The 23,361-nt window shown below is 72.0% G+C and carries 23 protein-coding genes and 1 riboswitch; of the genes, 2 read left to right on the forward strand and 21 right to left on the reverse strand.

The genetic code is table 11. The features are described from left to right. Positions 1 to 100 precede the first annotated feature (100 nt). Genes LRP67_RS00855 through folP form a run of 4 tightly spaced genes read right to left on the reverse strand, consistent with a single transcriptional unit; the run spans position 101 to position 2,344 of the window. Positions 101 to 589 (reverse strand): DUF3180 domain-containing protein, encoded by a 489-nt coding sequence (locus tag LRP67_RS00855; protein ID WP_231268133.1) that lies wholly within the window; start codon positions 587 to 589, stop codon positions 101 to 103. Beyond that, a complete protein-coding gene (gene folK / locus LRP67_RS00860; RefSeq protein WP_231240814.1) occupies positions 586 to 1,155 on the reverse strand; it encodes a 2-amino-4-hydroxy-6-hydroxymethyldihydropteridine diphosphokinase in 570 nt (189 codons plus the stop codon). Before folK ends, LRP67_RS00855 begins: the two co-directional genes overlap by 4 nt. Further along, positions 1,152 to 1,523: a dihydroneopterin aldolase gene (gene folB / locus LRP67_RS00865; protein ID WP_231268135.1), complete on the reverse strand. Its 372-nt coding sequence runs from the start codon at positions 1,521 to 1,523 to the stop codon at positions 1,152 to 1,154. The genes folK and folB overlap by 4 nt, the downstream gene beginning before the upstream one ends. Next, positions 1,520 to 2,344 carry a dihydropteroate synthase gene (gene folP, locus LRP67_RS00870; RefSeq protein WP_231268267.1) on the reverse strand — a complete coding sequence of 275 codons (825 nt, stop codon included), beginning with the start codon at positions 2,342 to 2,344 and terminating at the stop codon, positions 1,520 to 1,522. The genes folB and folP overlap by 4 nt, the downstream gene beginning before the upstream one ends. 114 nt (positions 2,345 to 2,458) lie before the next feature. Between folP and LRP67_RS00875 the strand changes: the two genes are divergently transcribed. Continuing rightward, positions 2,459 to 2,839: a hypothetical protein gene (locus LRP67_RS00875; RefSeq protein WP_231268137.1), complete on the forward strand. Its 381-nt coding sequence runs from the start codon at positions 2,459 to 2,461 to the stop codon at positions 2,837 to 2,839. An 11-nt stretch (positions 2,840 to 2,850) separates the two neighbouring features. Here LRP67_RS00875 and LRP67_RS00880 read toward each other — a convergent pair whose 3' ends face one another. The 9 genes from LRP67_RS00880 to dacB form a co-directional block, all read right to left on the reverse strand. Next, positions 2,851 to 3,603 carry a class I SAM-dependent methyltransferase gene (locus tag LRP67_RS00880; protein ID WP_231268138.1) on the reverse strand — a complete coding sequence of 251 codons (753 nt, stop codon included), beginning with the start codon at positions 3,601 to 3,603 and terminating at the stop codon, positions 2,851 to 2,853. A gap of 60 nt (positions 3,604 to 3,663) precedes the next feature. After that, positions 3,664 to 4,551 (reverse strand): hypothetical protein, encoded by an 888-nt coding sequence (locus LRP67_RS00885; protein WP_231268139.1) that lies wholly within the window; start codon positions 4,549 to 4,551, stop codon positions 3,664 to 3,666. Between the two features lie 92 nt (positions 4,552 to 4,643). After that, positions 4,644 to 5,258: a GTP cyclohydrolase I FolE gene (folE, locus tag LRP67_RS00890; protein ID WP_231268141.1), complete on the reverse strand. Its 615-nt coding sequence runs from the start codon at positions 5,256 to 5,258 to the stop codon at positions 4,644 to 4,646. Beyond that, complete coding sequence (gene ftsH / locus LRP67_RS00895) at positions 5,251 to 7,326, reverse strand: ATP-dependent zinc metalloprotease FtsH (RefSeq protein WP_231268143.1); 2,076 nt, start codon at positions 7,324 to 7,326, stop codon at positions 5,251 to 5,253. The genes folE and ftsH overlap by 8 nt, the downstream gene beginning before the upstream one ends. Positions 7,327 to 7,474: 148 nt before the next feature. Beyond that, positions 7,475 to 8,452: a ribose-phosphate pyrophosphokinase gene (locus tag LRP67_RS00900; protein ID WP_231268148.1), complete on the reverse strand. Its 978-nt coding sequence runs from the start codon at positions 8,450 to 8,452 to the stop codon at positions 7,475 to 7,477. A gap of 56 nt (positions 8,453 to 8,508) precedes the next feature. Next, entirely contained in the window at positions 8,509 to 9,060 is a 552-nt protein-coding gene (gene hpt / locus LRP67_RS00905) for a hypoxanthine phosphoribosyltransferase (protein ID WP_231268150.1), read from the reverse strand. A gap of 4 nt (positions 9,061 to 9,064) precedes the next feature. Then, on the reverse strand, positions 9,065 to 10,054 hold the full coding sequence (gene tilS, locus LRP67_RS00910; RefSeq protein WP_231268153.1) for a tRNA lysidine(34) synthetase TilS: 990 nt from the start codon (positions 10,052 to 10,054) through the stop codon (positions 9,065 to 9,067). Beyond that, positions 10,051 to 11,091 carry a zinc-dependent metalloprotease gene (locus LRP67_RS00915; RefSeq protein WP_231268154.1) on the reverse strand — a complete coding sequence of 347 codons (1,041 nt, stop codon included), beginning with the start codon at positions 11,089 to 11,091 and terminating at the stop codon, positions 10,051 to 10,053. Before LRP67_RS00915 ends, tilS begins: the two co-directional genes overlap by 4 nt. 52 nt (positions 11,092 to 11,143) lie before the next feature. Then, complete coding sequence (gene dacB / locus LRP67_RS00920) at positions 11,144 to 12,538, reverse strand: D-alanyl-D-alanine carboxypeptidase/D-alanyl-D-alanine-endopeptidase (protein WP_231268161.1); 1,395 nt, start codon at positions 12,536 to 12,538, stop codon at positions 11,144 to 11,146. Between the two features lie 110 nt (positions 12,539 to 12,648). Here dacB and LRP67_RS00925 point away from each other — a divergent pair, with 110 nt between their 5' ends. Further along, complete coding sequence (locus tag LRP67_RS00925) at positions 12,649 to 13,149, forward strand: inorganic diphosphatase (protein ID WP_231268162.1); 501 nt, start codon at positions 12,649 to 12,651, stop codon at positions 13,147 to 13,149. A gap of 124 nt (positions 13,150 to 13,273) precedes the next feature. Here the strand turns inward: LRP67_RS00925 and LRP67_RS00930 are convergent, their stop codons facing one another. The 8 genes from LRP67_RS00930 to LRP67_RS00965 all read right to left on the reverse strand — a co-directional run bounded on the left by LRP67_RS00930 (position 13,274) and on the right by LRP67_RS00965 (position 23,287). Beyond that, positions 13,274 to 15,283 carry an acyl-CoA dehydrogenase gene (locus LRP67_RS00930; protein ID WP_231268163.1) on the reverse strand — a complete coding sequence of 670 codons (2,010 nt, stop codon included), beginning with the start codon at positions 15,281 to 15,283 and terminating at the stop codon, positions 13,274 to 13,276. Positions 15,284 to 15,321: 38 nt separating this feature from the next. Beyond that, entirely contained in the window at positions 15,322 to 16,623 is a 1,302-nt protein-coding gene (locus LRP67_RS00935) for a C40 family peptidase (protein WP_231268165.1), read from the reverse strand. A 222-nt stretch (positions 16,624 to 16,845) separates the two neighbouring features. Further along, on the reverse strand, positions 16,846 to 17,895 hold the full coding sequence (locus LRP67_RS00940) for a phosphatase PAP2 family protein (protein ID WP_231268167.1): 1,050 nt from the start codon (positions 17,893 to 17,895) through the stop codon (positions 16,846 to 16,848). A gap of 33 nt (positions 17,896 to 17,928) precedes the next feature. Continuing rightward, complete coding sequence (locus LRP67_RS00945) at positions 17,929 to 18,927, reverse strand: ABC transporter ATP-binding protein (protein ID WP_231268168.1); 999 nt, start codon at positions 18,925 to 18,927, stop codon at positions 17,929 to 17,931. Further along, a complete protein-coding gene (locus LRP67_RS00950) occupies positions 18,927 to 20,615 on the reverse strand; it encodes an iron ABC transporter permease (protein ID WP_231268170.1) in 1,689 nt (562 codons plus the stop codon). Before LRP67_RS00950 ends, LRP67_RS00945 begins: the two co-directional genes overlap by 1 nt. Beyond that, positions 20,591 to 21,673, reverse strand: a complete 1,083-nt coding sequence (locus LRP67_RS00955) for a thiamine ABC transporter substrate binding subunit (RefSeq protein WP_231268171.1) — start codon at positions 21,671 to 21,673, stop codon at positions 20,591 to 20,593. Before LRP67_RS00955 ends, LRP67_RS00950 begins: the two co-directional genes overlap by 25 nt. Further along, positions 21,664 to 21,771: riboswitch (TPP riboswitch) on the reverse strand. (Overlaps the previous gene by 10 nt.) 71 nt (positions 21,772 to 21,842) lie before the next feature. Then, on the reverse strand, positions 21,843 to 22,715 hold the full coding sequence (locus LRP67_RS00960; protein WP_231268173.1) for an RNA polymerase sigma-70 factor: 873 nt from the start codon (positions 22,713 to 22,715) through the stop codon (positions 21,843 to 21,845). Next, complete coding sequence (locus tag LRP67_RS00965; RefSeq protein WP_231268175.1) at positions 22,712 to 23,287, reverse strand: carboxymuconolactone decarboxylase family protein; 576 nt, start codon at positions 23,285 to 23,287, stop codon at positions 22,712 to 22,714. Before LRP67_RS00965 ends, LRP67_RS00960 begins: the two co-directional genes overlap by 4 nt. Positions 23,288 to 23,361: the final 74 nt, after the last annotated feature.

Raw genomic sequence — 23,361 nt, forward strand, 5'->3', positions numbered from 1 at the left:
AGGTCTCCCCCTGCCCCCAGCAGCGACGACGCGCCGCCACCATGGGGCGGTTGTGACAGGTGTGGCCGCTCGTAAGCGGGTCGGCGCCTCCCCCGGCGGCTCAGATGGGGTCGTCGTCGTCCGCGCGGACGCGGCAGGCGCGCTCGAGCAGCAGGGCGGTGAGGACCATCGCGAGCCCGCCGATGGCGGCGACGGCGGAGCGCACGAGCCGCTGGTCGGCCAGCTCGGACTCCGAGCCGATCCAACTCAGCGCGTAGCCGAGGTAGCCGCCGCCGGCCAGCGCTCCGACGTACGCGCACGCGCGCGCGAGCACCAGCCGGTTGACGGCCTGCTGCGCCTCGAGCCGCTCGCGGCGCACGTGCACCGAGCGCCAGGTGGCGTGGGCCGTGCCGCCGAGGATGGCCGCGACGAGGATCAGCGCGAGGGGCTGCGCCCAGGAGACCACGGGCGCGGTCCCGGACAGGCGCTCCGAGAGGGGGTGCAGCAGCCAGCCGAGCGCGAGGCCCACGACGGCCCAAGCGGCCACGGCCGCGGGTGGCGTCGGCCGCAGCGAGCCCTGCGGCGCGTCGCCGCCGGGGTCCTGGGTCACCCCAGGTCGAGCGCGAGGTCCTCGCGCCGGGTGAGCCCGTCGGTCCCGAGACCGTCGAGCAGGTCGGCGACCGGGCCACGGTCCGGGAACACCGCGTCGGGCTCGACGTCGAGCCACGGCCGGAGCACGAACGGGCGCTCGGCCGCGCGCGGGTGCGGCAGGCGCAGGTGCTCGTCGTCGCTGCGACGGTCGCCGACGACGATCAGGTCGACGTCGAGCGTGCGCGGCGCGTTGGGGACGTCGGTCCGCTCGCGGTCGAAGGCGTCCTCGATCGCGAGCGCGCGGTCCATGAGCCGGTGCGCGGCCAGCGTCGTGTCCACCAGGAGGACCGCGTTGAGGTAGGTGTCGGCGCCTTCGGGCGAGTCGACGGGCGCGGTCTCGTAGACCGGCGAGACGGCGGTGACCCACACGTCGGGGGTGTCCGCGATCGCCTCGACAGCACCCTGCAGGCTGGCCAGCTTGTCGCCGAGGTTGGAGCCCAGAGCCAGCACCGCACGCCGGATCGGTCGCATCTCACCGGTCAGTGTGTCCGCGTCGATGATGTGCGGGTTGGGGGTCTCAGTCACGGGCGGCCCTCGCGTTTCCGGGTGATCGTGAGCGCCACGTCCTGGAACGTCGCCTCGATGGGGGCATCCGGCTTGTGAACGGTCACCCGGACCCATTCAACACGAGCATCCAAGAGGCAGATGTCCGCTATCCGCTGGGCGAGCGTCTCGATCAGGTCGACCGGATCTTTCTCCACGGCGGCTTTCACCGAGGCGACGAGACTTCCGTAGTCCACGGTGTCTTGCAAGTCGTCGGAGGCCGCCGCAGCAGTGGTGTCGAGCCCTAGTGAGAGATCGATCACGAAGGTCTGACCCTCCCGTCTCTCGAAGTCGAACACCCCGTGGTGGCCGTAGCACTCGATGCCGAGGACGGCGAGCTCGTCGGTCATACGGACTCCTTCGGAGAGGTCGGGTGCGCCAGGCGCTCGAGCACCCGGAGCGCGTCACGGCTGGACCGCACATCATGCACGCGCACCCCCCAGATCCCGCGCTGCGCGAGCAGCACGGTCAGGGCCACGTTGGCCGCCTCGCGCTGGTCCACCGGCCGCGGCTCGCCGGCCTCGTCGGCGAGCAGCCGGCCGAGGAACGACTTGCGGCTGGCGCCCACGAGCAAGGGGAAGCCGAGGGCTGCGATCTGGTCGAGGCCAGCCAGCAGCTCCCAGTTGTGGGTCGCCCCCTTGGCGAAGCCGAGGCCCGGGTCGAGCACGACCTGCGCGTCGGAGACCCCGGCGGAGCGGATCGCGCTCACGCGCTCGGCGAGCTCGTCGCGCACGGCCGCGACCACCCCGCCCGGACCGTCGTACGACGCCAGGCGCTCCATGCGATCGGCGTGACCCCGCCAGTGCATGGCGACGTACGTCGCCCCGGTCGCGGCGACCACCTCGAGGATCCCCGGGTCGGACAGACCACCCGACACGTCGTTGACGACCGTGGCGCCGGCCGCGACCGCCGCCCGCGCCACCTCGGCGCGCATCGTGTCGACCGACACCGTGGCGCCGTCACCGGCGAGGGCCTCGATCACCGGCACGACCCGGTCCAGCTCCTCGCTCACGAGCGGGCGCGTCGCCCCGGGCCGCGTCGACTCTCCCCCGATGTCGAGCAGGTCCGCGCCGTCGGCCAGGAGCCGGCGGCCGTGCGCGACCGCGCGGGGGGTGTCGGCGTACCGCCCGCCGTCGGAGAACGAGTCGGGCGTGACGTTCACGACGCCCATGAGGACGGTGCGTCCCGTCGGCAGCCTCTCGCTCACGCGCCGACGTTATCGCGCGGGCGCCGGCGCCGCGCGCGGGCCGCGGCGGCGCACTGCCCCGGCTGGTCTAATGGGCCCATGCCCCCGGAGCTGATCGACGTCGATGTCGTCCACAGCTACGCCAGGCGCGTCGGCGACCGGGTCCGGCTGGTGCTGACGCTGCCCGCCGACACGGCGCTCGAGGGTCGCCGGGTCTGGGTGCGGCTGGTTCCCAAGCACGACGCCGAGCCGTTCCGGGTGTCGACCGACCTCACCCGCGACGAGCGCGGCTGGCGACTCGAGGCGTACGCCGAGGCCGCCTCCCTGACGCCCGGTCTGTGGAAGCTCTGGCTGCGAGTCGGCAAGGGCGGGCCGCTGCCCCGGCTGCAGGCCGTCCTGCTGATGAGCGACACCCAGCCCATCGCCCTGCTGCCGGGCCGGCGGACCCGCGCGCTGATGGCCGAGCCGGCTCCTCGCTGACGCGAGACCGGTCAGGCGCCCACCGGGCGTAGGTCGTCGAGCGCCGCCGTCACCCGCTCGCGCGCCCCGGCCGCGTCGTCCGCGCGCGAGGCCACCAGGTCCGCCCAGAGGGGTCGGGCGAGCAGGTCGGCGGCATCGTGCGCCCGAGTGCGCCCCAGCACCTCGTCGGGCACCGGCTGCGGGTCGGGCACGACGAAGGCCTCCACCAGGCCGTCATAGGCCTCCAGCAGCACCCGCGACCGCGCGTCGAGCCCCAGGACCACGGCCGTGCCGGTCGGGATGGTGTCGACCTCGAGGCACACCAGGTCCGGACGGTGCGTGCGCAGCACCTCGGCCACCTTGTAGACGTCCCCTGTCCACCCGCTGCCGCGCCGGCTGCTCTCGTGGTCTCGTCGCGCCTGCATCACGTTGCGCGGCAACATGTCGTCGAGGACCACCACGGATCCCGGGTGGCAGAAGCGCTCCACGTTGATCAGGTCGCGCAGTGCGTACTCCGACAGGTGCATGCCGTCGATGAACGCCAGATCGATGAGCGGCTCGTCGAAGTGGGCCAACGGGTGCTCGCGGGCGAAGAACTCGTCGCTCGTCGTGCGGACCAGGTGGAGGTCGCAGAGCAGCTCGGACATGACCGTGAAGAAGGGGTCGATGCCGATGGACCGGGTCCGGGACAGGGTCAGGCTGCGGCCACTGTTGACGCCGATCTCGAGGTAGGTGCGTGGCTGGAGCACCTCGTGCAGCGAGCGGAGCAGGTCGTGTCGTCGCATGACGCACACCGTAGACGACGCCAACGTCGACGACCTTCGCTGAACCCGGCGGACCTGGTCCTAGGGGGCGTCGGTGTCGGCGTAGCGCTCGCGCAGGACCGAGCGCCGGTTGGTGCCCTCGGCGTTGCGGCCCTTCTCGATGAAGACGAGGTTGTGGTAGCAGTGCACGGCCGCGACGTGGAGATCGGTGTAGGTCGGCTCGTAGGACTCATCGACGTACTCCTCGTAGTTGAGCCCGTCGACCAGGTCCTTGACCATCGCCATCGTGGTCGTCGGGTCGTGCCGGTCCTCGCTGCCGCCCCACTCGGGCCAATAGGACGTCTGGGTGTCCTCGATGGCGTAGATCCCCCCGTCCTCGAGGAGCGGGAAGAGCACCTGGAAGGTCTTGCGGATGTGCTCGGGGCGGTGGCTGCCGTCGTCGACGACCACCGTGAGCGGACCCGCCTCCTCGGCGATACGACGCAACAGCGACTCGTCGTCCTGGCTGCCCTGGTAGGTGTCGATGCGATGGGCCCGGACGAAGGACTTGTCCTCGATGTCCAGGCCGACGATCTGCGCGTTGGGGAAGAAGAACTTCCACATCTGCAGGGAGGCACCGCCCTGCTGGTCGCGGACGTAGCCGCCGATGCCGATCTCGAGCAGCGTGAACCGCTCCTTGCGCAGGTGGCCGAAGTGACGCTCATAGTGCGGCGTGTAGAAGTGCATCCCGCTCTTGTCGGTGCCGAAGTGCTCGGCGAGCTGGGTGAGCGACATCGCCTTGAGCGCCCGGCGGTGTCGTTGGGCGGCGGTGGGACCCGGGGTCGGTGCGCGGGCGGGTGTCTTCCTCGCCGGCGGCGGCGCCGGGGGCGGAGGGGACCCGACCGCCTTGAGGCGGTCCCACACCCGGGGACTCACGAGCGGCTTCACGGCACGGACTGCGGCCTTCTTGGCCGGGCCGGGGTTGAACACAGGCGCTCCTCTGGCTCCGGCCTCTGATTCGGGGTCGCGTCACCGTACCAACGCATCCCCCGCCGGGTGGCCGAGGGCGGCTGGCGGAGAGCTCAGTGGCCGCGGTGGATCAGCGCCATGGCCTCGGACCGCGTGGCGGCGTTGTGCATGATGCCGCGCACGGCGGAGGTGATCGTACGGGCGCCCGCCTTGCGGACCCCTCGCATGGTCATGCAGAGGTGCTCGGCCTCGATCACCACGATGACCCCACGCGCCTCGAGGATCTTCATGAGGGCGTCGGCGACCTGGGTGGTGAGGCGCTCCTGCACCTGTGGGCGCTTGGCATAGACGTCGACCAGCCGGGCCAGCTTGGAGAGCCCGGTGATCTTCCCGGTCTCGGCCGGGATGTAGCCGACGTGCGCGACCCCGGTGAACGGCACCAGGTGGTGCTCGCACATCGACCACAGCTCGATGTCGCGGACCAGGACCATCTCGTCGTGGCCCAGGTCGAACGTCGTGGTGAGCACGTCCTGAGGGCTCTGACGCAGGCCGTGGGTCAGCTCCTCGTAGGCGCGCGCCACCCGCTTCGGCGTCTCCCGGAGACCCTCACGGTCTGGGTCCTCGCCGATCGCGAAGAGCAGCTCCCGCACGGCCGCCGCCGCTCGGTCGTGGTCGAACGCGGGGATCTCGTCGGGGGTGCGCGTCGGCGTGCTGATCGGGTCAGCCATCGAGCGACTCGCTCGACAGCCCCGGGCCCGGAGCGGGCGCGCCGCCAGCTGGGGGCGGTCCACCGTGCACGTCGCCACCGCTGCCGGGCGGGGTGATGATGGCGCCCGCGCTCTCCTCGTCGATGCCCTGGCCGTTGGCGGCCACGCGGTCGCGGATCTCCTGCGGGATCTCAATCGGCGGGATGTCGGACGGGTTGCGGTTGGGCGACCCGGTCCACGCCGGCCGCTCGGGGCGCCGACGCAGCGGCGTGAAGATCTCGGCCACCTCTTCCTTGTCCAGCGTCTCCTTGTCGAGCAGCGCGAGGACCAGGGAGTCGAGGACGTCGCGGTTCTCCTCGAGGATGTCGAACGCCTCCTGGTGGGCGGCGGCGAGGAACTTCTTGGTCTCGTCGTCGATCATCGCGGCGACGTCCTCGGAGTAGTTGCGCTGGTGACCCATGTCGCGGCCGAGGAACGGCTCGGAGTTGGAGTCGCCGAGCTTGATCGCGCCCAGCCGCTCGGTCATGCCGTACTGGGTGACCATCGCGCGGGCCAGGCTCGTGGCCTTCTCGATGTCGTTGCCGGCGCCGGTGGTGGGGTCGTGGAAGACCATCTCCTCGGCCGCCCGGCCACCGAGCATGTAGGCCAGCTGGTCGAGCATCTCCGAGCGGGTCTGGGAGTACTTGTCCTCGTCCGGGAGCACCATCGTGTAGCCGAGGGCGCGGCCGCGCGGAAGGATCGTGATCTTGTGCACCGGGTCGGTGCCGGGAAGCGCCGCGGCCACGAGGGCATGCCCGCCCTCGTGGTAGGCGGTGATGAGCTTCTCCTTCTCGCTCATCAGGCGCGAGCTGCGCTGCGGGCCGGCGATCACCCGGTCGATGGCCTCGTCGAGCGCCTCGTCGGTGATGACCTTCTCGTTGTTGCGTGCGGTGAGCAGCGCGGCCTCGTTGAGCACGTTGGCGAGGTCGGCGCCGGTGAAGCCCGGCGTACGACGGGCGTAGGACATCAGGTCGATGTCGGGCGCCATGGGCTTGCCGCGCGAGTGCACCTCGAGGATCTTCTTCCGGCCGGCGAGGTCGGGGGCGTCGACGCCGATCTGGCGGTCGAAGCGGCCCGGGCGCAGCAGCGCGGGGTCGAGGACGTCGGGCCGGTTGGTGGCCGCGATCAGGATGACCCCGCCGCGCACGTCGAAGCCGTCCATCTCGACGAGGAGCTGGTTGAGGGTCTGCTCGCGCTCGTCGTGGCCGCCGCCCATGCCGGCGCCGCGGTGACGACCCACGGCGTCGATCTCGTCGATGAAGACGATCGCGGGGGCGTTCTCCTTGGCCTGCTCGAACAGGTCGCGCACCCGGCTGGCGCCGACGCCGACGAACATCTCGACGAAGTCGGAGCCGGAGATGGAGTAGAAGGGGACGCCCGCCTCGCCCGCGACGGCGCGCGCGAGCAGGGTCTTGCCGGTGCCCGGAGGCCCATAGAGCAGCACGCCCTTGGGGATCTTGGCGCCGACCGCCTGGAACTTCGCCGGCTCCTGGAGGAACTCCTTGATCTCGCCGAGCTCCTGGATCGCCTCGTTGGCGCCGGCGACGTCGGCGAACGTCGTCTTGGGCATGTCCTTGGTGATCAGCTTGGCCTTTGACTTGCCGAACTGCATCACGCCGCGGCCGCCGCCACCTTGGACCTGGTTCATCAGGAACAGGAACAGCAGGATGATCAGCGCGAACGGCAGCAGCGTCGCCAGGATCGAGCCGAGGAGGCTGGGCTGGGGGTTCTCGGAGTTGGCCTCCTTGATCGTCCCCTTCGCGACCTGCTCGTCGACGGACTTCAAGATCCCCTGCTGCTGGCCCTTGATGTAGTAGGCGACGACCTTGTCGCCGCTGTCACGCACCCCGGAGTCGAGGGTGGCCTGGATCGCCTGGTCCCCGTCGATGAAGGTGATGTCCTTCACCTCGCCCTTGGCGATGTAGGACTCCATCCGCGACGTCGGAACCTCGTCGTACCCGCCTCCGGGCGCGAGGAACTGGAGGGCGAGGAGCACACCGACGACGGCGACCGCGATCCACACCCAGGGACCCTTGAAAATGCGCTTCACAGACTTCTCTTCGCTTGTACTGGGCCTGTCGAGGTGAGCCCAGGACTGAACACTCGACGGTACACGCCGATCTCACAGCACAGTCTCGCAGGCACATGGGTGAAACGACCCGCCGGGCAGCGAGGTTCCGCGATCCTCTGCCGACCCGTCAGTCGAAGAGACGGGGCTGGGGGGAGGCGTGGGCCGGGTCGACGCCGTCGAACAGGCTGCTGACGGACTCGCCGTCGTGGATGCGCTGGATGGCGGCGGCGAAGAGCCCGGCGACCGAGCGCACCCGCAGCTCCGGCCACCCGGTCGGGCTCGGCACGGTGTCGGTGGTGACGACCTCGGTGATCATCGGGTGACCCTGCAGGCGCTCGAGGGCCTTGCCGACGAAGAGACCGTGCGTGCAGGCGACGGAGGCGGCGGTGCACCCCTGGTCGGCCAGCCGGTCCAGCAGCTCGAGGATCGACCCGCCGGTCGAGATCTCGTCGTCGAGCACGATCGCCCGCTTGCCGGCGACGTCGCCGACGATCTCGTCGATGACGACGCGGTCGTCGGCCAGGCGCTTCTTGCTGCCGGCGGCCACCGGCAGACCGAGCAGGCGGGAGAACTGGGTGGCGGTCTTGGCGTTGCCGAAGTCCGGGGAGACGACCACCGCGTCAGTGAGGTCCTGGCCCTGGAAGTGGTCGGCGAGCTCGCCGAGCGCCGTGAGGTGATCGACCGGGACCGAGAAGAAGCCGTGCACCTGCGGCGCGTGCAGGTTCATGGTGATGACCCGGTCGACCCCGGCGGCCGAGAGCAGGTCGGCGACCAGCCGGCCCCCGATGGAGATGCGGGAGGCGTCCTTCTTGTCCGAGCGCGCGTAGGAGTAGTACGGCACCACGGCGGTGATGGAGGCGGCCGAGGCGCCCCGGGCGGCGTCGATCATGAGCAGCAGCTCCATCAGGTGCTCCTGCGTCGGCGGCGACAGCGGCTGCACGAGGAAGACGTCGCGCAGCCGGCAGTTGGCCTGGAGCTGCGCCTGGAGACAGTCGTTGGAGAACCGGGTCAGCTCGACGGCCGAGAGCTGGACCCCGAGATGCTCGCAGATGCCCGTGGCGAGGGCACGGTGGGCGCTGCCGCTGAAGACGACGATGTCACGCATGGGTGTGCGTCCTCCTCCAGGCGCTCGGTGATCCAGAGGGTAGCCGCCGCGCCCCGTCAGGAGTACACGTGAGGGGCGAGCGTCGCGATGTCGCGCAGGTTGCGGTAGCGCTCGCGGTAGTCGAGGCCGTAGCCCACGACGAACTCGTTGGGGATGTCCCAGCCGACGTACTTGACGTCGATCGGCATCTGGAGCGCCTCGGGCTTGCGGAGCAGGGTGCAGATCTCCACGCTCGCGGGGTTGCGGCTCGTGAGGTTCGAGGTGAGCCACGACAGCGTCAGCCCGGTGTCGATGATCTCGTCGACGATCACGACGTGTCGCCCGGAGATGTCGGTGTCGAGGTCCTTGAGGATGCGCACGACACCCGACGACTTGGTGCCGGAACCGTAGGACGACACGGCCATCCAGTCCATCTCCACATGCCGAGTGAACGCGCGTGCCATGTCGGCCATGACCATGACGGCTCCGCGCAGGATGCCGACGATCAGCAGCTCCTTGCCGGCGTAGTCCCGCTCGATCTCCTCGGCCAGCTCGCCGACCCGCTCCAGGATCTGGGCCTCCGTGAAGAGGACGTTGACGAGGTCGTTCTCCACATGGGCTGCGTCCATGCGGTCAGGATTCCACAGAGGCCGCCGCGAACCGCAGGTGGTCTCCCTGCCGATACGCCGTGACGTGGCCGGGCAGCTGGATGGCCTTGGGCAGCCGGTCACGGTTGGCGACCTGGCGCTCGAGCGCGTCGATGTGGACGGCGAACAGCTCGCCGGACGGACAGCCCGCCCTCAGCGCCGCCAGGCGCAGCATCCGGGTCCGGACCGCCGGCTCCAGAGTGGCGATCTCCGCGACCTCGAACCCGACCACGTCGTCGTGGTAGCGCGCGAACGCGGTCTCGGCGAAGCGGTCGAGCGCCTCCATGTCGGGCCGCAGCTGCTCGGCGGTGCGAGCGAGGGTCTCGGCGACCCCGGGCCCGAGCTCGCGCTCGAGGGTCGGGAGCACGGTGTGGCGCACCCGCGAGCGGGTGAAGCGCGGGTCGGCGTTGTGCGGATCGGACCAGAAGTCCAGGTCCTCCGCGCGGCAGGCGGCGACGGTCTGAGAGCGGCGGACCCCGAGCAGCGGCCGCCGGAAGACGTCGAACGCCGGGCGCATCCCGGCGATCGACCTCCCGCCCGAGCCGCGGGTCAGCCCGAGCAGCACGGTCTCGGCCTGGTCGTCGAGGGTGTGGCCCAGGAGCACCGTCGAGGAGCCGAAGTGCTCGGCCATCTGCTCCAGCACGGCGTAGCGCGCCTCGCGCGCGGCCGCCTCCGGCCCTCGGCCGGCCGGCTCGACCTGGACCCGCGCGGAGCAGGTCTCGTCGGCGCCGACGTGCGCCATCTGGGCGACCACCCGCGCGGCGTGCTCTGCGGACCCGTCCTGCAGCCCGTGGTCGACGGTGACGCCGACGACCCGCCCGCCCGCGGCTCGGGTCTCGAACACCGTGGCGGCCAGCAGCGCCAGGCTGTCGGCGCCGCCGGAGCAGGCGACCAGGACGGCGCCGTCACCGAGGTCGGCGACACCGTGCCGCCGTACGGCGAGCCGGACGGCCGCGACGTCGGCGTCCAGGCTCATCCGAGGACGCGGGCGACCCAGGCCTGGGGGTCGGCGACCTCGGCCTTGGACGGAAGGTTCTCCGGGCCGGCCCACACCGCGTTGAACTCGGTCATGCCGACCTTGTCGACGACGGAGCGCACGAACGCGGCGCCGTCGCGGTACTGCGCCATCTTGGCGTCGACGCCGAGCAGCCTGCGCAGGACCCGGTCGAGGGTCCCGACGCCCTTGCGGCGCTCGTTGAACGCTCGGCGGATCCGGTCGACGCTCGGGATGACCGAGGGGCCGACGCCGTCCATCACGACGTCGGCGTGGCCCTCGAGCAGCGACATCACCGCGGTGACCCGGTCCATGATCTCGCGCTGCTCCGGCGAACTCATGATGTCGACGAGCGAGCCGCCCCGGGCGCCGCCCCTGACGCCCTCGACCAGCCGCTGCAGGCCGTCGTCGAGCAGACCTGAGGGCTCGACGGTGTCGGCGATCGCCTCGATCTCGGAGAAGAGGTGGCCGCGCATCCACGGCACCGCCGTGAACTGCACCCGGTGGGTCTCCTCGTGCAGGCAGACCCAGAGCCGGAAGTCGGTGGGGTCGGCGCCGATCTCGCGCTCCACGTGGACGATGTTGGGGGCGACCAGCAGGAGCCGGCCGTCGGGTGCGTAGAACGGGTCGAACTGGCCGAGCACCTTGCTGCCCATGAACCCGAGCAGCCCGCCCACCTCGGCGCCGGTGATGCGGGAGCCGACCTTGAGGGCCAGCCCGGTGGGGGGCTTCTTCGAGGCCACCTTGTCGATGAGGGGGGCGATGACGACCCGGAAGCCGTCGGCGTTCGCGCGCACCCAGCCCGCGCGGTCGACGACGAGCACCGGCGCGGTGTGGTCCTCGGCCACCAGGCCCGTGAACTCGCGGACCAGCGCGGTGGAGCGGTCGGCGCCGGCGCGCAGCTCGGCCACGACCGCGGCGGCCTCCTCGGGGCTGGTCTCGGGCCCGTCGCCGGCGATCCTGGAGCCGAGCGAGACGGCCAGGTCCCAGTCGACCATCGAGTCCTGCGGAGAGGTCATGCCCACGAATCTATCGGCTGCCTGGCTGGACCGCCGCCGGCTCGGACCACCTTCAGCCGCATCGACAGGCCCCGAGTGCGGCCGCAGCCGCGTCGAGCGCGACCTCCGCGTCGGTGGCGTCGAGGCGCTTGACCCGGTCGGCCATGAGCACGAAGAGCATCGGCCGCCCGGCGACGTCGGTCGCGACGCCGGCCAACGAGGCCACGCCCGTCAGGGTCCCGGTCTTGGCCCGCACCCGTCCCCGGCCCTCGACCGGCCCCTGCACGAACCGGTCGGCCAGCGAGCCCGTGAAGCCGGCGACCGGCAGCCCGCCGAGGACCGCCTCCAGCTCCGGTCGGCGGGTCGCCAGCCGCAGCACGTCGATGAGCGCCGCCGGCGTCATCCTGCTGCGCCGCGACAGTCCGCTGCCGTCGTACAGGGTGGTGCCGGGCAGGGCCACGCCGGCCTCCTCGAGGACCCGCACCACACCCCGCCGCCCGGCCTCGAACGAGCCCTCGCCCTGCACCGCGAGCCCGACGTGTCGCAGCAGGACCTCCGCGGCCTCGTTGTCGCTGACCAGGAGGACCCGCTCCACGAGCTGCCAGAGCGGCGCGCTCGCGACCCGCGCGATCGGCGTGCCCGACCGGGGAGCCGTGCCCGGCGCGGGCGCGCCGGTGACCTGGACCCCCGCCCGGGCCAGAGCGGCGGCGAACGCCTGGGCGGCCGCCAGCGCCGGGTCGGCCACCCGGCCGGGGCCATCCGCAGGGCGACCCTCGTCGACCCACAGCGAGGAGATCGGCGAGACCACCCCGTCCGGCACGTAGTCGGGCTCCCAGTGCGGGCTTGCGGAGGGGCCCGTGAACAGCCCGGCGTCGTACTCGAGCGCGACCTTGCGGACTCCCTGCCGGCGCAGCGTCGCGGCGGTGCGGGAGGCGAGGTCCTCGACGTCCGCGCGGGGCGGGTACGGCGCGGCCTCACCGGGGTCGGCCGGGCCGCGGGCGAGCAGCGGGTCGCCGCCGCCGACCAGCACCACGCGACGCGGCCCGGCCCGCACCACCGTGGTGTCGAAGGTGCGGTCGGGACCGAGCGCCAGCAGCGCGGCGGCGCTGGTGACGACCTTGGTCGTCGAGGCCGGCACCGCGGCGCCCTCGCCGATCGTGACGGTGCGCCCGGATCCGAGCGGTGCGACAGCGGCCAGGACGTGCCGGCCCAGGTCGGGGTCGCCCAGGTACGGCCTGAGCGCCCGACGCACCGCGGGCGGGCTCAGCGCGCCGGCCCGTGCCGGCGCTGCCACCTCCCCGGGGGCGAGCACGGCGGGCAGGTCCAGGCCGGGCGGCGGGGCGATCGCGGCAGGGTCGTCACCTGCCGCATCCGGGCCCAGCCAGCGCTCGACGAGGTCGTATCGCCACACGGCGGCACCGGCGAGGACGAGCGCGAGCACCAGCAGCGTGCTGATCGCGCGTCGCATCTCCCACCTCCCGGCTGCCTCCCGACTGCATGTGCGAAGCCATTGTGCGGGACAATGGTCGCCGGCCTCGCCGGGGCCACCCGCAGGCGACAGACATTCCGGAGGATGACGTGCTCGAGTTCGACGTACTGGTGGAGATCCCGAAGGGAGAGCGCAACAAGTACGAGGTGGACCACGAGAGTGGGCGCATGCGTCTCGACCGGATGCTGTTCACCTCGACGCAGTACCCGGCCGACTACGGCTACATCGAGAACACCCTCGGCCAGGACGGCGACCCGCTCGACGCGCTCGTGCTGCTCCAGGCGCCGACGTTCCCCGGCTGCCTGATCAAGTGCCGCGCGATCGGCATGTTCCGCATGACCGACGAGGCCGGGGGCGACGACAAGGTCCTGTGCGTGCCCGCCGCCGACCCCCGCCAGGAGCACCTGCGCGACATCAACCACGTCCCGAAGTTCGACCGGCTGGAGATCCAGCACTTCTTCGAGGTCTACAAGGACCTCGAGCCCGGCAAGTCCGTCGAGGGCGCCGACTGGGTCGGCCGCAGCGAGGCCGAGCTCGAGGTCCACGCCTCGTTCAAGCGGTTCCGGGACATCGGCGGCGGCGCGCACTGAGCGGCCGCTGCGCGGCATGGTGAGTTTCACCGGGTCCCCGGTGAAACTCACGCCTCCCTTACGAAGTTTTGTGGGGGAGGCGCCAGTTTCACCGGGTGCCCGGTGAAACTCCCGCGGCCGAGCCTCACACCCCGGTCGGCCCCACGAGGTCGGGCGCGCGGAGCATCTCGGGCGGTACGCCGAACGCGTCGCCCAGGTCGGCCGCGAGCGGGCGGACCTTGCGGCACAGTGACGACACCTCGCGGCTGATGGCCTTCGACCGGGCGCTGGTGAGGCGGCCGTGCTCCATGAACCACGCCCGGTCGGCCTCGATGGTCGACAGCGCGTGCAGGTCGCACAGCAGGTTGAGGGCGACCTTGAGGTCACCGTCGGGCAGGGCCCGGGTCTTCTCGACGAACGCCTCGAGGACCAGCCGCTCGACGTGGGCGCGCGCGGCGCCGATCACGTGGTCCTGTACCTGGGAGAACACCGCGCCGGGGTTCATCTTGTTGTCGATCCCGCGCTTGAGCCGGCGGGCCACCCCGCCGAGCATGTGCTCCTCACGGAAGCGCAGCATCGCGAGCTGGTAGTCGGGGTCGAGCAGCCCGGCCTCCTGGTCCCAGCCGTCGTCGCCGCCGGGCAGGACGTCCTTGATGCGCTCGAGCAGCTTGTGCACGCTGGTGCGCTCGAGCACGGTCTCGACCGCGAGACCGGCCACGAACCTGACCATCCCGAACTGGTCGAGGTCGGCGAACTCGCTGGAGTAGTCGGTGAGCAGGCCCTTCGCGACCAGCTGGAGCAGGACGTGGTTGTCGCCCTCGAAGGTCGTGAAGACGTCGGTGTCGGCCTTGAGGGCCGCGAACCGGTTGACCGCCAGGTAGCCGGCCCCGCCGCAGGCCTCGCGGCACTCCTGGATCGTCCGGGTCGCGTGCCAGGTGCCGAGCGCCTTGACGCCGGCCGCCAGCGACTCCAGCTCGCGCTGGCGCTGCTCACCCTCGACGACGCCCGAGAGGATGTCGTGCAGCTCGCCCGAGACCCGCTCCTGGGTGAAGTGCAGCGCGTAGGTGCGGGCCAGCAGCGGCAGCAGCCGGCGCTGGTGCAGCCCGTAGTCGAGGAGGAGCTCCTCGGTGTCGTCGCTCGTGGCCTCGAACTGACGGCGCCGCAGCGCGTACTTGGTCGCGATCGTCATCGCCACCTTGGCGGCGTTGATGCCGGCGCCGCCCACGCAGACACGCCCCTGGATCAGGGTGCCGAGCATGGTGAAGAACCGCTTGTTGGGGTTCTCGATCGCGCTCTCGTAGACCCCGGCCGGGGTGACGTCGGCGAACCGGTTGAGCATCGCGGTGCGCGGCACCCGCACCTCGTCGAACCACAGCCGCCCGTTGTCGACGCCGTTGAGGCCCATCTTGAGCCCGTCGTCCTCGATCCGGACGCCCGGGCACGGCTTGCCCCCCTCGCGGATCGGCACGACGAACGCGTGCACGCCCTCCGAGCCGCCGGCGACGTGGAGCTGGGCGAAGACGACGGCCAGCTCGGCATGCTTCGCGGCGTTGCCGATGTAGTCCTTGCGCGCGTCCTCGCGAGTCGTCGTGATGACGAACTCCTGGGTCGCCACGTCGTAGGTCGCGACGGTGCCGAGCGCCTGCACGTTCGACCCGTGGCCGGTCTCGGTCATCGCGAAGCAGCCCATGGTCTCGCCGGTGATCAGGCCTGGGAGGTAGGCGTCGTGGTGCTCACGTGTCCCGAGCTGCAGGATCGCGCCTCCGAAGAGCCCGAACTGCACGCCGACCTTCACCAGGACCGACAGGTCGCCGAACGCCAGCGTCTCGAACGCCGCGATGGAGGCGCCGATGTCGCCGCCGCCGCCGTACTCCTGCGGGAAGCCCATCCCGGTCTGCCCGGTCGCGGCCATCTCGACGACGATCTGCTTGACCCGCTCGCGGTAGTCGTCGGTCGAGAGCGTCTCCGCGTCCTCGAGCACCGAGGCGTAGTCGGCGAGGTTGCGCCGGACCAGGTTGCGGATCTCGGCGTACTTGCCGTCGAGCACGGCCTGCAGGGCGGAGACGTCGATCGTGGGCTCGACGTAGACGCCGGCGGCGGGCTCCGGCAGGGGCTCGGGCGTGGCGGCGGACGGCGGCGCGGTGTCGGTCGACATGGCCGCAGGCTACCGGCGCCCACGCGAGCACCGCACCGCTAGGGCCGGGCGAAGAAGTTCGGCGGCGTCCAGTAGTAGAGCGACTCCTCGACGACGGGCCGGCCGGTGCGGGGCGCGTGGATCATCCGGCCGTCGCCGAGGTAGAGGGCGACGTGGTAGATCGACGACGGGCTGCTCGAGGAGCCCCAGAAGGCGAGGTCGCCGGCCTGCAGGTCGCCGGCGGAGACGGGCGTGGACGCCTCGTACTGGGCCACCGAGTAGTGGGGCAGGGCGACGCCGCCGCGCTGCCAGGCGGCCATCGTGAGCCCCGAGCAGTCCCAGGAGCCGGGTCCGGCCGCGCCCCAGACGTAGGGCTCGCCGACCTGCGCACGGGCGAAGGCGATCGCGGCACGGGCACCGCCCGAAGACTCCGGGGCCGGGGTGGCGGCGGGCTGCGGCGCCGGCTCGGTGGCGGGCGGCTCCGGGGCGAGCGGCTCCGGGGCGGGCGGCTCCGCCGCCTCCTGCGTGTCCTGCTCCGCCGCCGCGGCCGCCTGCGCCGCTTCCTGAGCTGCCTCGTCGGCCGCCTCCGGGACGGCGACCTGATCTGCGGCGGCCGCCTCGGCCGCAGTCGCCTCCAGGCCCGCCTGGCGGCGCTCGGCGAGCCCGACGCTGATGTCCTGCAGGCGCGCGATCTCCACCAGGAGGCGCGACTTCTCCTCGGCGACCGCCTGCGCCTGCGCCGCCGCGGAGTCCGCCGCAGCCTGAGCCAGGTCACGGGCGGCGCGCGCGGCGGTCTCGGTGCGCTCGGCGTCGGCGCGTGCGGCCGTCGCCGCGTCACTCGCCTGCGCGGCTGCCGCGGAGGCCGCGCGGAACTCGTCGTAGTTGGAGTCCAGGGCGGTCTCGGTGTCCCGCATCGTGTCCATGCGCTCGAGCACGTCCAGGATGCCGTCGGACTCCATGACGCCGGTCATGGCGTTGAGGGTCGGCATCGACTGTACGGACGTCACCACGGAGCTGGCGTACACCTCCCGGAGCCGCTCGACGTCGGCCAGCGCCTCGGTCTCCCGCTGCGCGGCCCCGCGCGCCGCGGCGCGGGCCAGGCCGGCCTCGTAGCGGGCGCCGTTGAAGGCCTCCGCCGCCTGGGCGGCCGCGATCGACGAGGAGCGGAGCCGCTCGTTGGCCGCGTCGATCGCGGCTTGGATCGAGGCGACCTGGTCGCCCTTCCCCGCGACCTCGGCCTGCGCCGCGTGGACCTCAGCGCGGGTCGGCACGGTGTCCTCGTCGGCGGACGCGGCCGGGGCGCTCGAGGCTGCGGCAGCGAGGGCGAGGCACAGGGCGGCGGCGGTCGCGCGGGAGCGCACGGCGGTCTCCAGACGGTCGGGAACAGGAGCAACTCCCGGCACGCTAATGCTCAACTGTCACAAAAGCACCATCCTCCTCAACTTTTTGTCGTTCTTTCGGCGTGTCGACTTGACGAACCACATCGTTGTAATTCGTGGCGGCTCGAATGGTCCCGGACATTCAGGTTGCGTTGGATCGATCCAATACGACACGAACGTCCGGGTCTGCCCCAGGGCGGCGGCTCAGACCTTGTGGACGGGGATCGCCGAGGTGGCCGTGGTGGGATGGGAGCGCAGGCTGCGCTTGTCGAACTTCTGGCCGGTCGCGAGGCCGCCGAGGTAGAAGGAGACGAAGGCGATCATGATCCCGGCAACGTCGTCGGCGAGGTAGTGCCAGCCGAAGTAGAGCGTCGCGACGACCGTGATCGCGAAGTTGGCCCAGAAGACGAGCTTGAGCAGGCGGTTGCGCAGGGTGAACTGGACCATGAGCGCGAAGAGCAGCGTGATCGCGCAGTGCAGGCTCGCGAACCCCGCGACCGACTGCACGATGCCGGTGACACCGCCGTGGATGACGTCGATGCGAGCCGAGGCCAGGCTGTTCATCAGGTCGGTGGTCGGCGTGTGCGTCAGGTCGTTGTAGCGCGAGAAGTACTCGAAGCCGGGGCCCTTGGTGGGCAGCGCGTAGTACGACAGCGTGCCGAGCGACCAGGCCAGGCACTGCGACGTGGCGAACCAGTAGCCGAAGGAGATGTTGCGCGACCACACCAGCCAGGCCGTCAGCATCAGCGGCACCATCGGCAGGAAGAGCACGTAGATGTAGGACAGGATGTGGGCCGAGAAGGTCTCGCCGAGGAGCGCGTGCAGGATGACCGGCGGGTCCTGACCGAAGAACAGCACCCGGTCCAGGTACATCAGCTCGCGGTCGTACTCGACGTCGCCCCGCGCGATCGGCAGGCAGGACTTGAGGTTGCGGTAGCTGACGTAGGTGACGTAGAAGGAGACGACGCCGACCACGACCAGGGTGACCCGCTCGCGGTTCCAGTGCGTGCGGATGCGCTCGCGCACGATGCCGGGCATCGCCGAGGGCCGCAACCGCGAGAGCCACAGCGTCCGGGGCAGCAGGTCCAGCACCACAGCACCGAGCAGCAGCAGCGGGAGCCTCGCCCAGGACGGTCCGAGGAACTTGCCCTCGGGGTCGAGCAGCGGGCGGTCGTAGTGGTTCGAGACGATGAGCGCCAGGATCCCCATGACGGCGGCCGTGCCGATACAGGTCACGTAGGCGCGGCGATACACCGGGTCAGTGTAGGGACCACGCAGGGCAGCGCCTCATCGCATGACCGCGAGTCGGGCGCGATCGACACCCAGCCGCACCGACTCCCCCGGAGCGGGGTGGGTGCCGACTGCCGCGACCGCGTCCAGCTCGCCCAGCCCGGCGACCTGCACCACCAGGCGGACCTGGTCCGGCGTGACCCGCGCGGACAGCACGACGCCCCTGAGGTCCTCGGGACGGTCCGGGCGCGCGGCCTCGTCCACCGTCAGGGCCGAGCGGCGAACGGCGACCGCCGAAGCCGCCGGCAGACCGGCCGCGGCGAGCAGGCACGCGGCCGCGTCGTCCACCAGGACCCGCGCGTAGCCGAGGAAGAGCGCGGTCTCGGGGTCGGCCGGCGCCGCCCACACCTCGCCGATCGGGCCGCTCTGCACCACGCGGCCCTCGCGCATGACCGCGATGCGGTCGGCGACGGTGTAGGCCTCGTCGTGGTCGTGGGTGACCATCAGGGCGGTGGTGCCGGCGGCGACCAGGATGTCGCGCAGCTCGCCGGCCAGGCGCTCGCGCAGTCCGGCGTCGAGGGCGGACAGCGGCTCGTCGAGCAGCAGCAGTCGTGGCTCGACGGCCAGGGCGCGGGCGAGGGCCACCCGCTGCCGCTCCCCGCCCGACAGGGTGGCGGGGAGCCGGTCGGCGTACCCGGCCAGGCCGACCAGCTCGAGCAGCTGCTCCACCCGCTGAGCGGCGTCGCGCACCTTGCGCAGGCGCAGCGCGTAGCCGACGTTGCGCCCGACACTCAGGTGGGAGAAGAGCTGCCCGTCTTGGAACATCAGCGCGAACCCCCGCCGGTGGGTCGGTACGGCGCTCAGGTCGCGGCCGGCCCAGGCGATCGTGCCGCGCGCCGGCTCCAGCCCGGCGACCGCGCGCAGCAGCGTCGACTTGCCGGAGCCGGACGGCCCCAGCACGGCCAGCACCTGGCCGGCGGGCAGCTCGAGGTCGACGTCGACGACGGCGGGCACCCCGTCGTAGTCGACCGACACCCCGGACAGGGACAGGCTCATCAGATGGCTCCCAGGGACGGGACCCGCAGGCGCTCGACGGCGAGCATCACCAGCGCGGTCGTGGCGGCGAGGACGACGGACGCGGCGAGGGCCATGCCGAAGTTCATCTCACCCGGGCGGCCGATGAGCCGGAAGATCACCACCGGCAGCGTCGCGGACTCGTCGCGGGCGAGGAAGGCGGTGGCCCCGAACTCCCCCAGCGAGGCGGCGAACGCGAAGCCCGCGGCCGCCAGCAGCGGGCGCCACAGCGCCGGGGCGTCCACGGTGAGCAAGGTGCGCAGCGGACCCGCTCCTAGGGAGGCCGCGGCCTGGCGCTGCCGGTCGTCGATGCCGTCGAGCACCGGCACCAGCGTGCGCACCACCAGGGGCAGCGCCACCAGCGCCTGCGCCACCGGCACCAGCAGCGCGGAGTCGCGCAGGTCGAGGGGCGGTCGGTCCAGCGTGATCAGGAAGCCGAAGCCCAGCGTCGCCGCGGACACCCCCAGCGGCAGCATGAAGAAGCCGTCGAGGACGCCGCGGATCCGGCGCTCGGAGCGTGAGCGGGAGCGCCGGGTCACCGCCAGCGCGACGAGCAGCCCCAGCAGCAGCGAGATCCAGGTCGCGTCGACCGCCGTGCGCAGCGAGGTGACCAGGGCCTCGGTGACGGGGACCACCAGCGCCTGCTGCTCACCGACGCTGTCGAGGGCCCGGTAGTTGGCCAGGCTCCACGCGTCGTCCACCCGCAGCGAGCCGAGCACCAGCGTGACGACAGGGGCGGCGACGAGCACGAGCAGCAGGGCCGTCATCGCGGCTGCCGGGAGGTCGCCGCGGCCGGGCCGTCGCGGCCGGGGCGGCACGCGTACGACGGTCGGGTCCGGCGTGGCGCGCAGCCGGGCCGCGACCGCGAGCAGCGACACCACGGCGACCAGCTGGACGATCGAGAGGGCGGCGGCGCCGGGCAGGTCCAGGAAGTTGGTGGTGAGCAGGTAGATCTCGGTCTCGACCGAGCTGTACTCGGTGCCGCCCAGCGTCAGCACCACGCCGAACGACGTGGCGCAGAAGAGGAAGACCACGCTCGCCGCGGACACGATGGCCGGGCGAAGCGCCGGGAGGGTGACCGTGCGGAGGACCTGGAGCGGGCTGGCGCCGAGCGCGGCCGCGGCCTCGGCGGGCCGGGAGTCCAGCGACTCCCACGAGGCGCCGACCGCGCGGATCACCACCGCCGCGTTGAAGAACACCAGCCCGGCGACGATCGCGACCGGCGTCCCGTCGAGCCCGAGGAAGCCCAGCGGTCCGGAGTCCCCCAGCAGCTGGCGGAACGCCACGCCGACCACCACGGTCGGCAGCACGAACGGCACCAGCAGCGCCGCGCGGACGGCCCGCCGAAGCGGGAAGTCCAGGCGGTGCAGGGCGTACGCCGCCGGCAGCCCGAGCAGCACCGAGACCAGGGTCGCCAGGGCGGCGGTCCAGACGGTGAACCACACCACCTGGGCGGTCCGGGTCCGGCTCAGCACGTCCAGGACCGCGCCGGCGTCGAGCTCGCCGTCGGGCCAGAAGCCCCGGGCGACCATGCCGCTGACCGGCAGCACGAAGAAGCAGCCGAGCACCAGGACCGGCAGCAGCGCGAGGGCGACCAGCGACGCGGGGCGTCCCCACGACCGGAGTGACGATCCGACCGACGTGCTCACCCGCTCGTGACGTCGCGCCACTCGGTGAGCCACTCGTCGCGCTGGTCGGCCACCTCGGCGGGGTCGACCTCGTGCGGGTCGGCCGGCTGCTCGGCGAACTTCGCCCAGTCGGCGGGCAGCTCGGTGCCGTCGACGACGGGGAACACGTACATGCTGTCGGGCAGCGCAGACTGCACCTCGGGGCCGACCAGGAACTGCACCAGCGCCTGCGCGCCCGCGGGGTTGGCGGCCCCGGCCAGCACGCCGGCGTACTCGACCTGGCGGAAGCAGGTGTCCAGCAGCGCGCTGGTGGTCGTGCCGCCCTTGCCGTCGACGGTGAACGCCGGCGAGGAGTCGTAGGACAGGACGATCGGCCGGTCTCCCTTGCCGCCGCCTTGGGTGAAGTCGGTCTGGTAGGCGTCCGACCAGCCACTGGTGAGCCTGGCGCCGTTGGCCATGAGGTCGGCCCAGTAGTCCGGCCAGTCGTCGCCGTACTCGTCGATCGTGGTGAGCAGGAATGCCAGGCCGACCGAGCTCGTCGCCGCCGAGGGAAGGACGAAGAGGTCCGCGTAGGCGGGGTCGGTGAGATCGTCGAGCGTCTGCGGCGGCGCGATCCCCTTGCGGGCGAACCAGGTGTCGTCGACGTTGACGCACACGCTGGCGTTGTCGACCGGCGTGAGCGCGCGGTCCTCGTCGCCCTCGAGCAGGTAGGTCTCGGCACTCGCGGGCAGGTCGACGTCGGACGCTTCGAAGACATCGGCCTCGAGCGCCCGGGACGCGAAGGTGTTGTCGACGCCGAACGCCACGTCGCCGGTGGGGTTGCCCTGGGTGAGGACGAGCTTGTTGGTCAGCGCCCCGGCGTCCCCCGCGGCCCGCACGACGAGCTCGTAGCCGGACTCCTCCTCGAACGCCGCCACCACCTCGTCGGGCAGCGAGAAGGACTCGTGGGTGACGAGGACGACCTCCCCCCCGGCCTCCTCGGTACGCGTCTCGTCGTCGTCGCCGGACCCGATGAGCGAGCAGGCCGAGGCCGCCAGCGAGACGGTCAGCCCGAGCGCGGCCAGGCAGGTCGCCCTGCGCACAGCGGAAAAGGACCTCATGTGTGACTCCCTTCGCCGGTACTAACCGGAGCAGGTTCGAGGGTCTGCGGCTGGTCCGCACTCTCAGCAAGCTCGCGCTTGCTCCCCTGTCGTGTGCTGCCACCCTAGCGCGGTTGGCGGCTGGCCGCCCGTGCGGCCCGGCTGCGGGTGGGTGGCCGTGGAGCGCCTGTCACCGCTCGAGGGCGGTCGCCTCCTCGAGCCGCGCCAGCTTGTGCGGGTTCCGGACGAAGTAGATCGCGGTGACCAGACCGTCCTCGATCAAGAAGGTGCCGAGGGTGTCCAGGCCGGTCTCGTTGAACATGCGCAGCGCCGGCCCGCCGTTGACCTGCACCACGTCGACGGCCGCCGCGCCGCCGGCGCCGACGGCGGCCAGGAACCGCAGCACCTTCTCCGAGCCGTGGATCGGCTTCAGGGCGGCCTTCGTGACCCCGCCACCATCGGTGAGGAGCACGACGTCGGGCGCCAGCACGTCCATGAGTGACTGCAGGTCACCGGTCGATGCGGCCTGGATGAACCGCGCGAACACCGCGTCCCGCTCGGCGGCCGTCACCCTGGTCCGCGGCCGCCGCGCCTCGACGTGGCCGCGCGCGCGGTGCGCGATCTGCCGTACGGCGTCCGGGGTCCGGTCGACGGCGGCGGCGATCTCGTCGTAGCCCACCGCGAAGACCTCGCGGAGCACGAACACCGCGCGCTCGGTCGGCGTGAGCGTCTCGAGGACCAGCAGCATCGCCGTGGACACGCTGTCGGCCAGCTCGACGTCCTCGGCGACGTCGGGCACCGTCAGCAGTGGCTCGGGGAGCCACGGGCCGACGTAGGTCTCCCGGCGCCGGGCCGCGGTGCGCAGCCGGTTGAGCGCGAGACGGGTGGTGATCCGGACGAGGTAGGCGCGCGGCTCGCGCACCGAGTCCCGGTCCACCTCGGCCCACCGCAGCCACGTCTCCTGCAGGACGTCCTCGGCGTCGGCGGCCGAGCCCAGCATCTCGTAGGCGACGGTGAAGAGCAGGTTGCGGTGGGCGACGAACTCCTCCGTCGTACCGGTCATGAGGTCGAGGGTAGGACGATCGGCGCCTCGCAGACCTCGGAGTAGCCCTGGCTCTGGAGGCCGGCGGCGGCGTTGAAGCGCGAGCGCATGTTCTCCAGCGCGACGATCTGGGTCAGCTCCACGACCGCCGGGACCCCGAGCGCGTCGAGCAGCCGCTGCGTCAGCTCGTCGGTGACGGCGGGCGGGGTGACGCTCATCGCCTCGGCGTACTCGAGCACGTCGCGCTCGACGTCGGTGAAGACCGTCGACTCGCGCCAGCTGGGCACCTCGCGGAGCTTGGCGAGGTCCAGGCCGTCGTTGTGGGCCAGGAAGTAGCCGAAGTCGACGCACCACGAGCAGCCGATGACCGCCGCGCTCGCGAGCTCGGCGTAGGACTTCAGGTGCGCGTCGAGCCGGTCCCACCTGCTCACCTTGCTCTCGAAGGAGAACACCGCCTTGGCCACCTTGCGGTGGTGCCACAGGACGTAGGCGTTGTCGGGCACCTGGCCCCAGGTGCGGCGCGCATAGGTGGTCAGGGCCTTGCCGTAGGGGCCGGAGATGGTGGCCTTGGGGATGCGGAACGTGCTGGGCATGGCTGCTCCTTCTCGAGTGGGTGTCTGGCCACGAGACACCGGCGCCCCTTCGTCTGTGACACCCTCGTGTGCGA

The sequence above is a fragment of the Nocardioides sp. cx-169 genome (assembly GCF_021083605.1).
Taxonomy (GTDB): Bacteria; Actinomycetota; Actinomycetes; order Propionibacteriales; family Nocardioidaceae; genus Nocardioides.

Excerpts from the sequence above, each read along its gene's own strand:
- folB (WP_231268135.1), bottom strand. The coding sequence starts at position 1,523 with ATGACCGACGAGCTCGCCGTCCTCGGCATCGAGTGCTACGGCCACCAC.
- folP (WP_231268267.1), bottom strand. The coding sequence starts at position 2,344 with ATGGGCGTCGTGAACGTCACGCCCGACTCGTTCTCCGACGGCGGGCGG.
- LRP67_RS00875 (WP_231268137.1), top strand. The coding sequence starts at position 2,459 with ATGCCCCCGGAGCTGATCGACGTCGATGTCGTCCACAGCTACGCCAGG.
- LRP67_RS00880 (WP_231268138.1), bottom strand. The coding sequence starts at position 3,603 with ATGCGACGACACGACCTGCTCCGCTCGCTGCACGAGGTGCTCCAGCCA.
- folE (WP_231268141.1), bottom strand. The coding sequence starts at position 5,258 with ATGGCTGACCCGATCAGCACGCCGACGCGCACCCCCGACGAGATCCCC.
- LRP67_RS00900 (WP_231268148.1), bottom strand. The coding sequence starts at position 8,452 with ATGCGTGACATCGTCGTCTTCAGCGGCAGCGCCCACCGTGCCCTCGCC.
- hpt (WP_231268150.1), bottom strand. The coding sequence starts at position 9,060 with ATGGACGCAGCCCATGTGGAGAACGACCTCGTCAACGTCCTCTTCACG.
- tilS (WP_231268153.1), bottom strand. The coding sequence starts at position 10,054 with ATGAGCCTGGACGCCGACGTCGCGGCCGTCCGGCTCGCCGTACGGCGG.
- LRP67_RS00915 (WP_231268154.1), bottom strand. The coding sequence starts at position 11,091 with ATGACCTCTCCGCAGGACTCGATGGTCGACTGGGACCTGGCCGTCTCG.
- dacB (WP_231268161.1), bottom strand. The coding sequence starts at position 12,538 with ATGCGACGCGCGATCAGCACGCTGCTGGTGCTCGCGCTCGTCCTCGCC.
- LRP67_RS00930 (WP_231268163.1), bottom strand. The coding sequence starts at position 15,283 with ATGTCGACCGACACCGCGCCGCCGTCCGCCGCCACGCCCGAGCCCCTG.
- LRP67_RS00945 (WP_231268168.1), bottom strand. The coding sequence starts at position 18,927 with ATGAGCCTGTCCCTGTCCGGGGTGTCGGTCGACTACGACGGGGTGCCC.
- LRP67_RS00955 (WP_231268171.1), bottom strand. The coding sequence starts at position 21,673 with ATGAGGTCCTTTTCCGCTGTGCGCAGGGCGACCTGCCTGGCCGCGCTC.
- LRP67_RS00960 (WP_231268173.1), bottom strand. The coding sequence starts at position 22,715 with ATGACCGGTACGACGGAGGAGTTCGTCGCCCACCGCAACCTGCTCTTC.
- LRP67_RS00965 (WP_231268175.1), bottom strand. The coding sequence starts at position 23,287 with ATGCCCAGCACGTTCCGCATCCCCAAGGCCACCATCTCCGGCCCCTAC.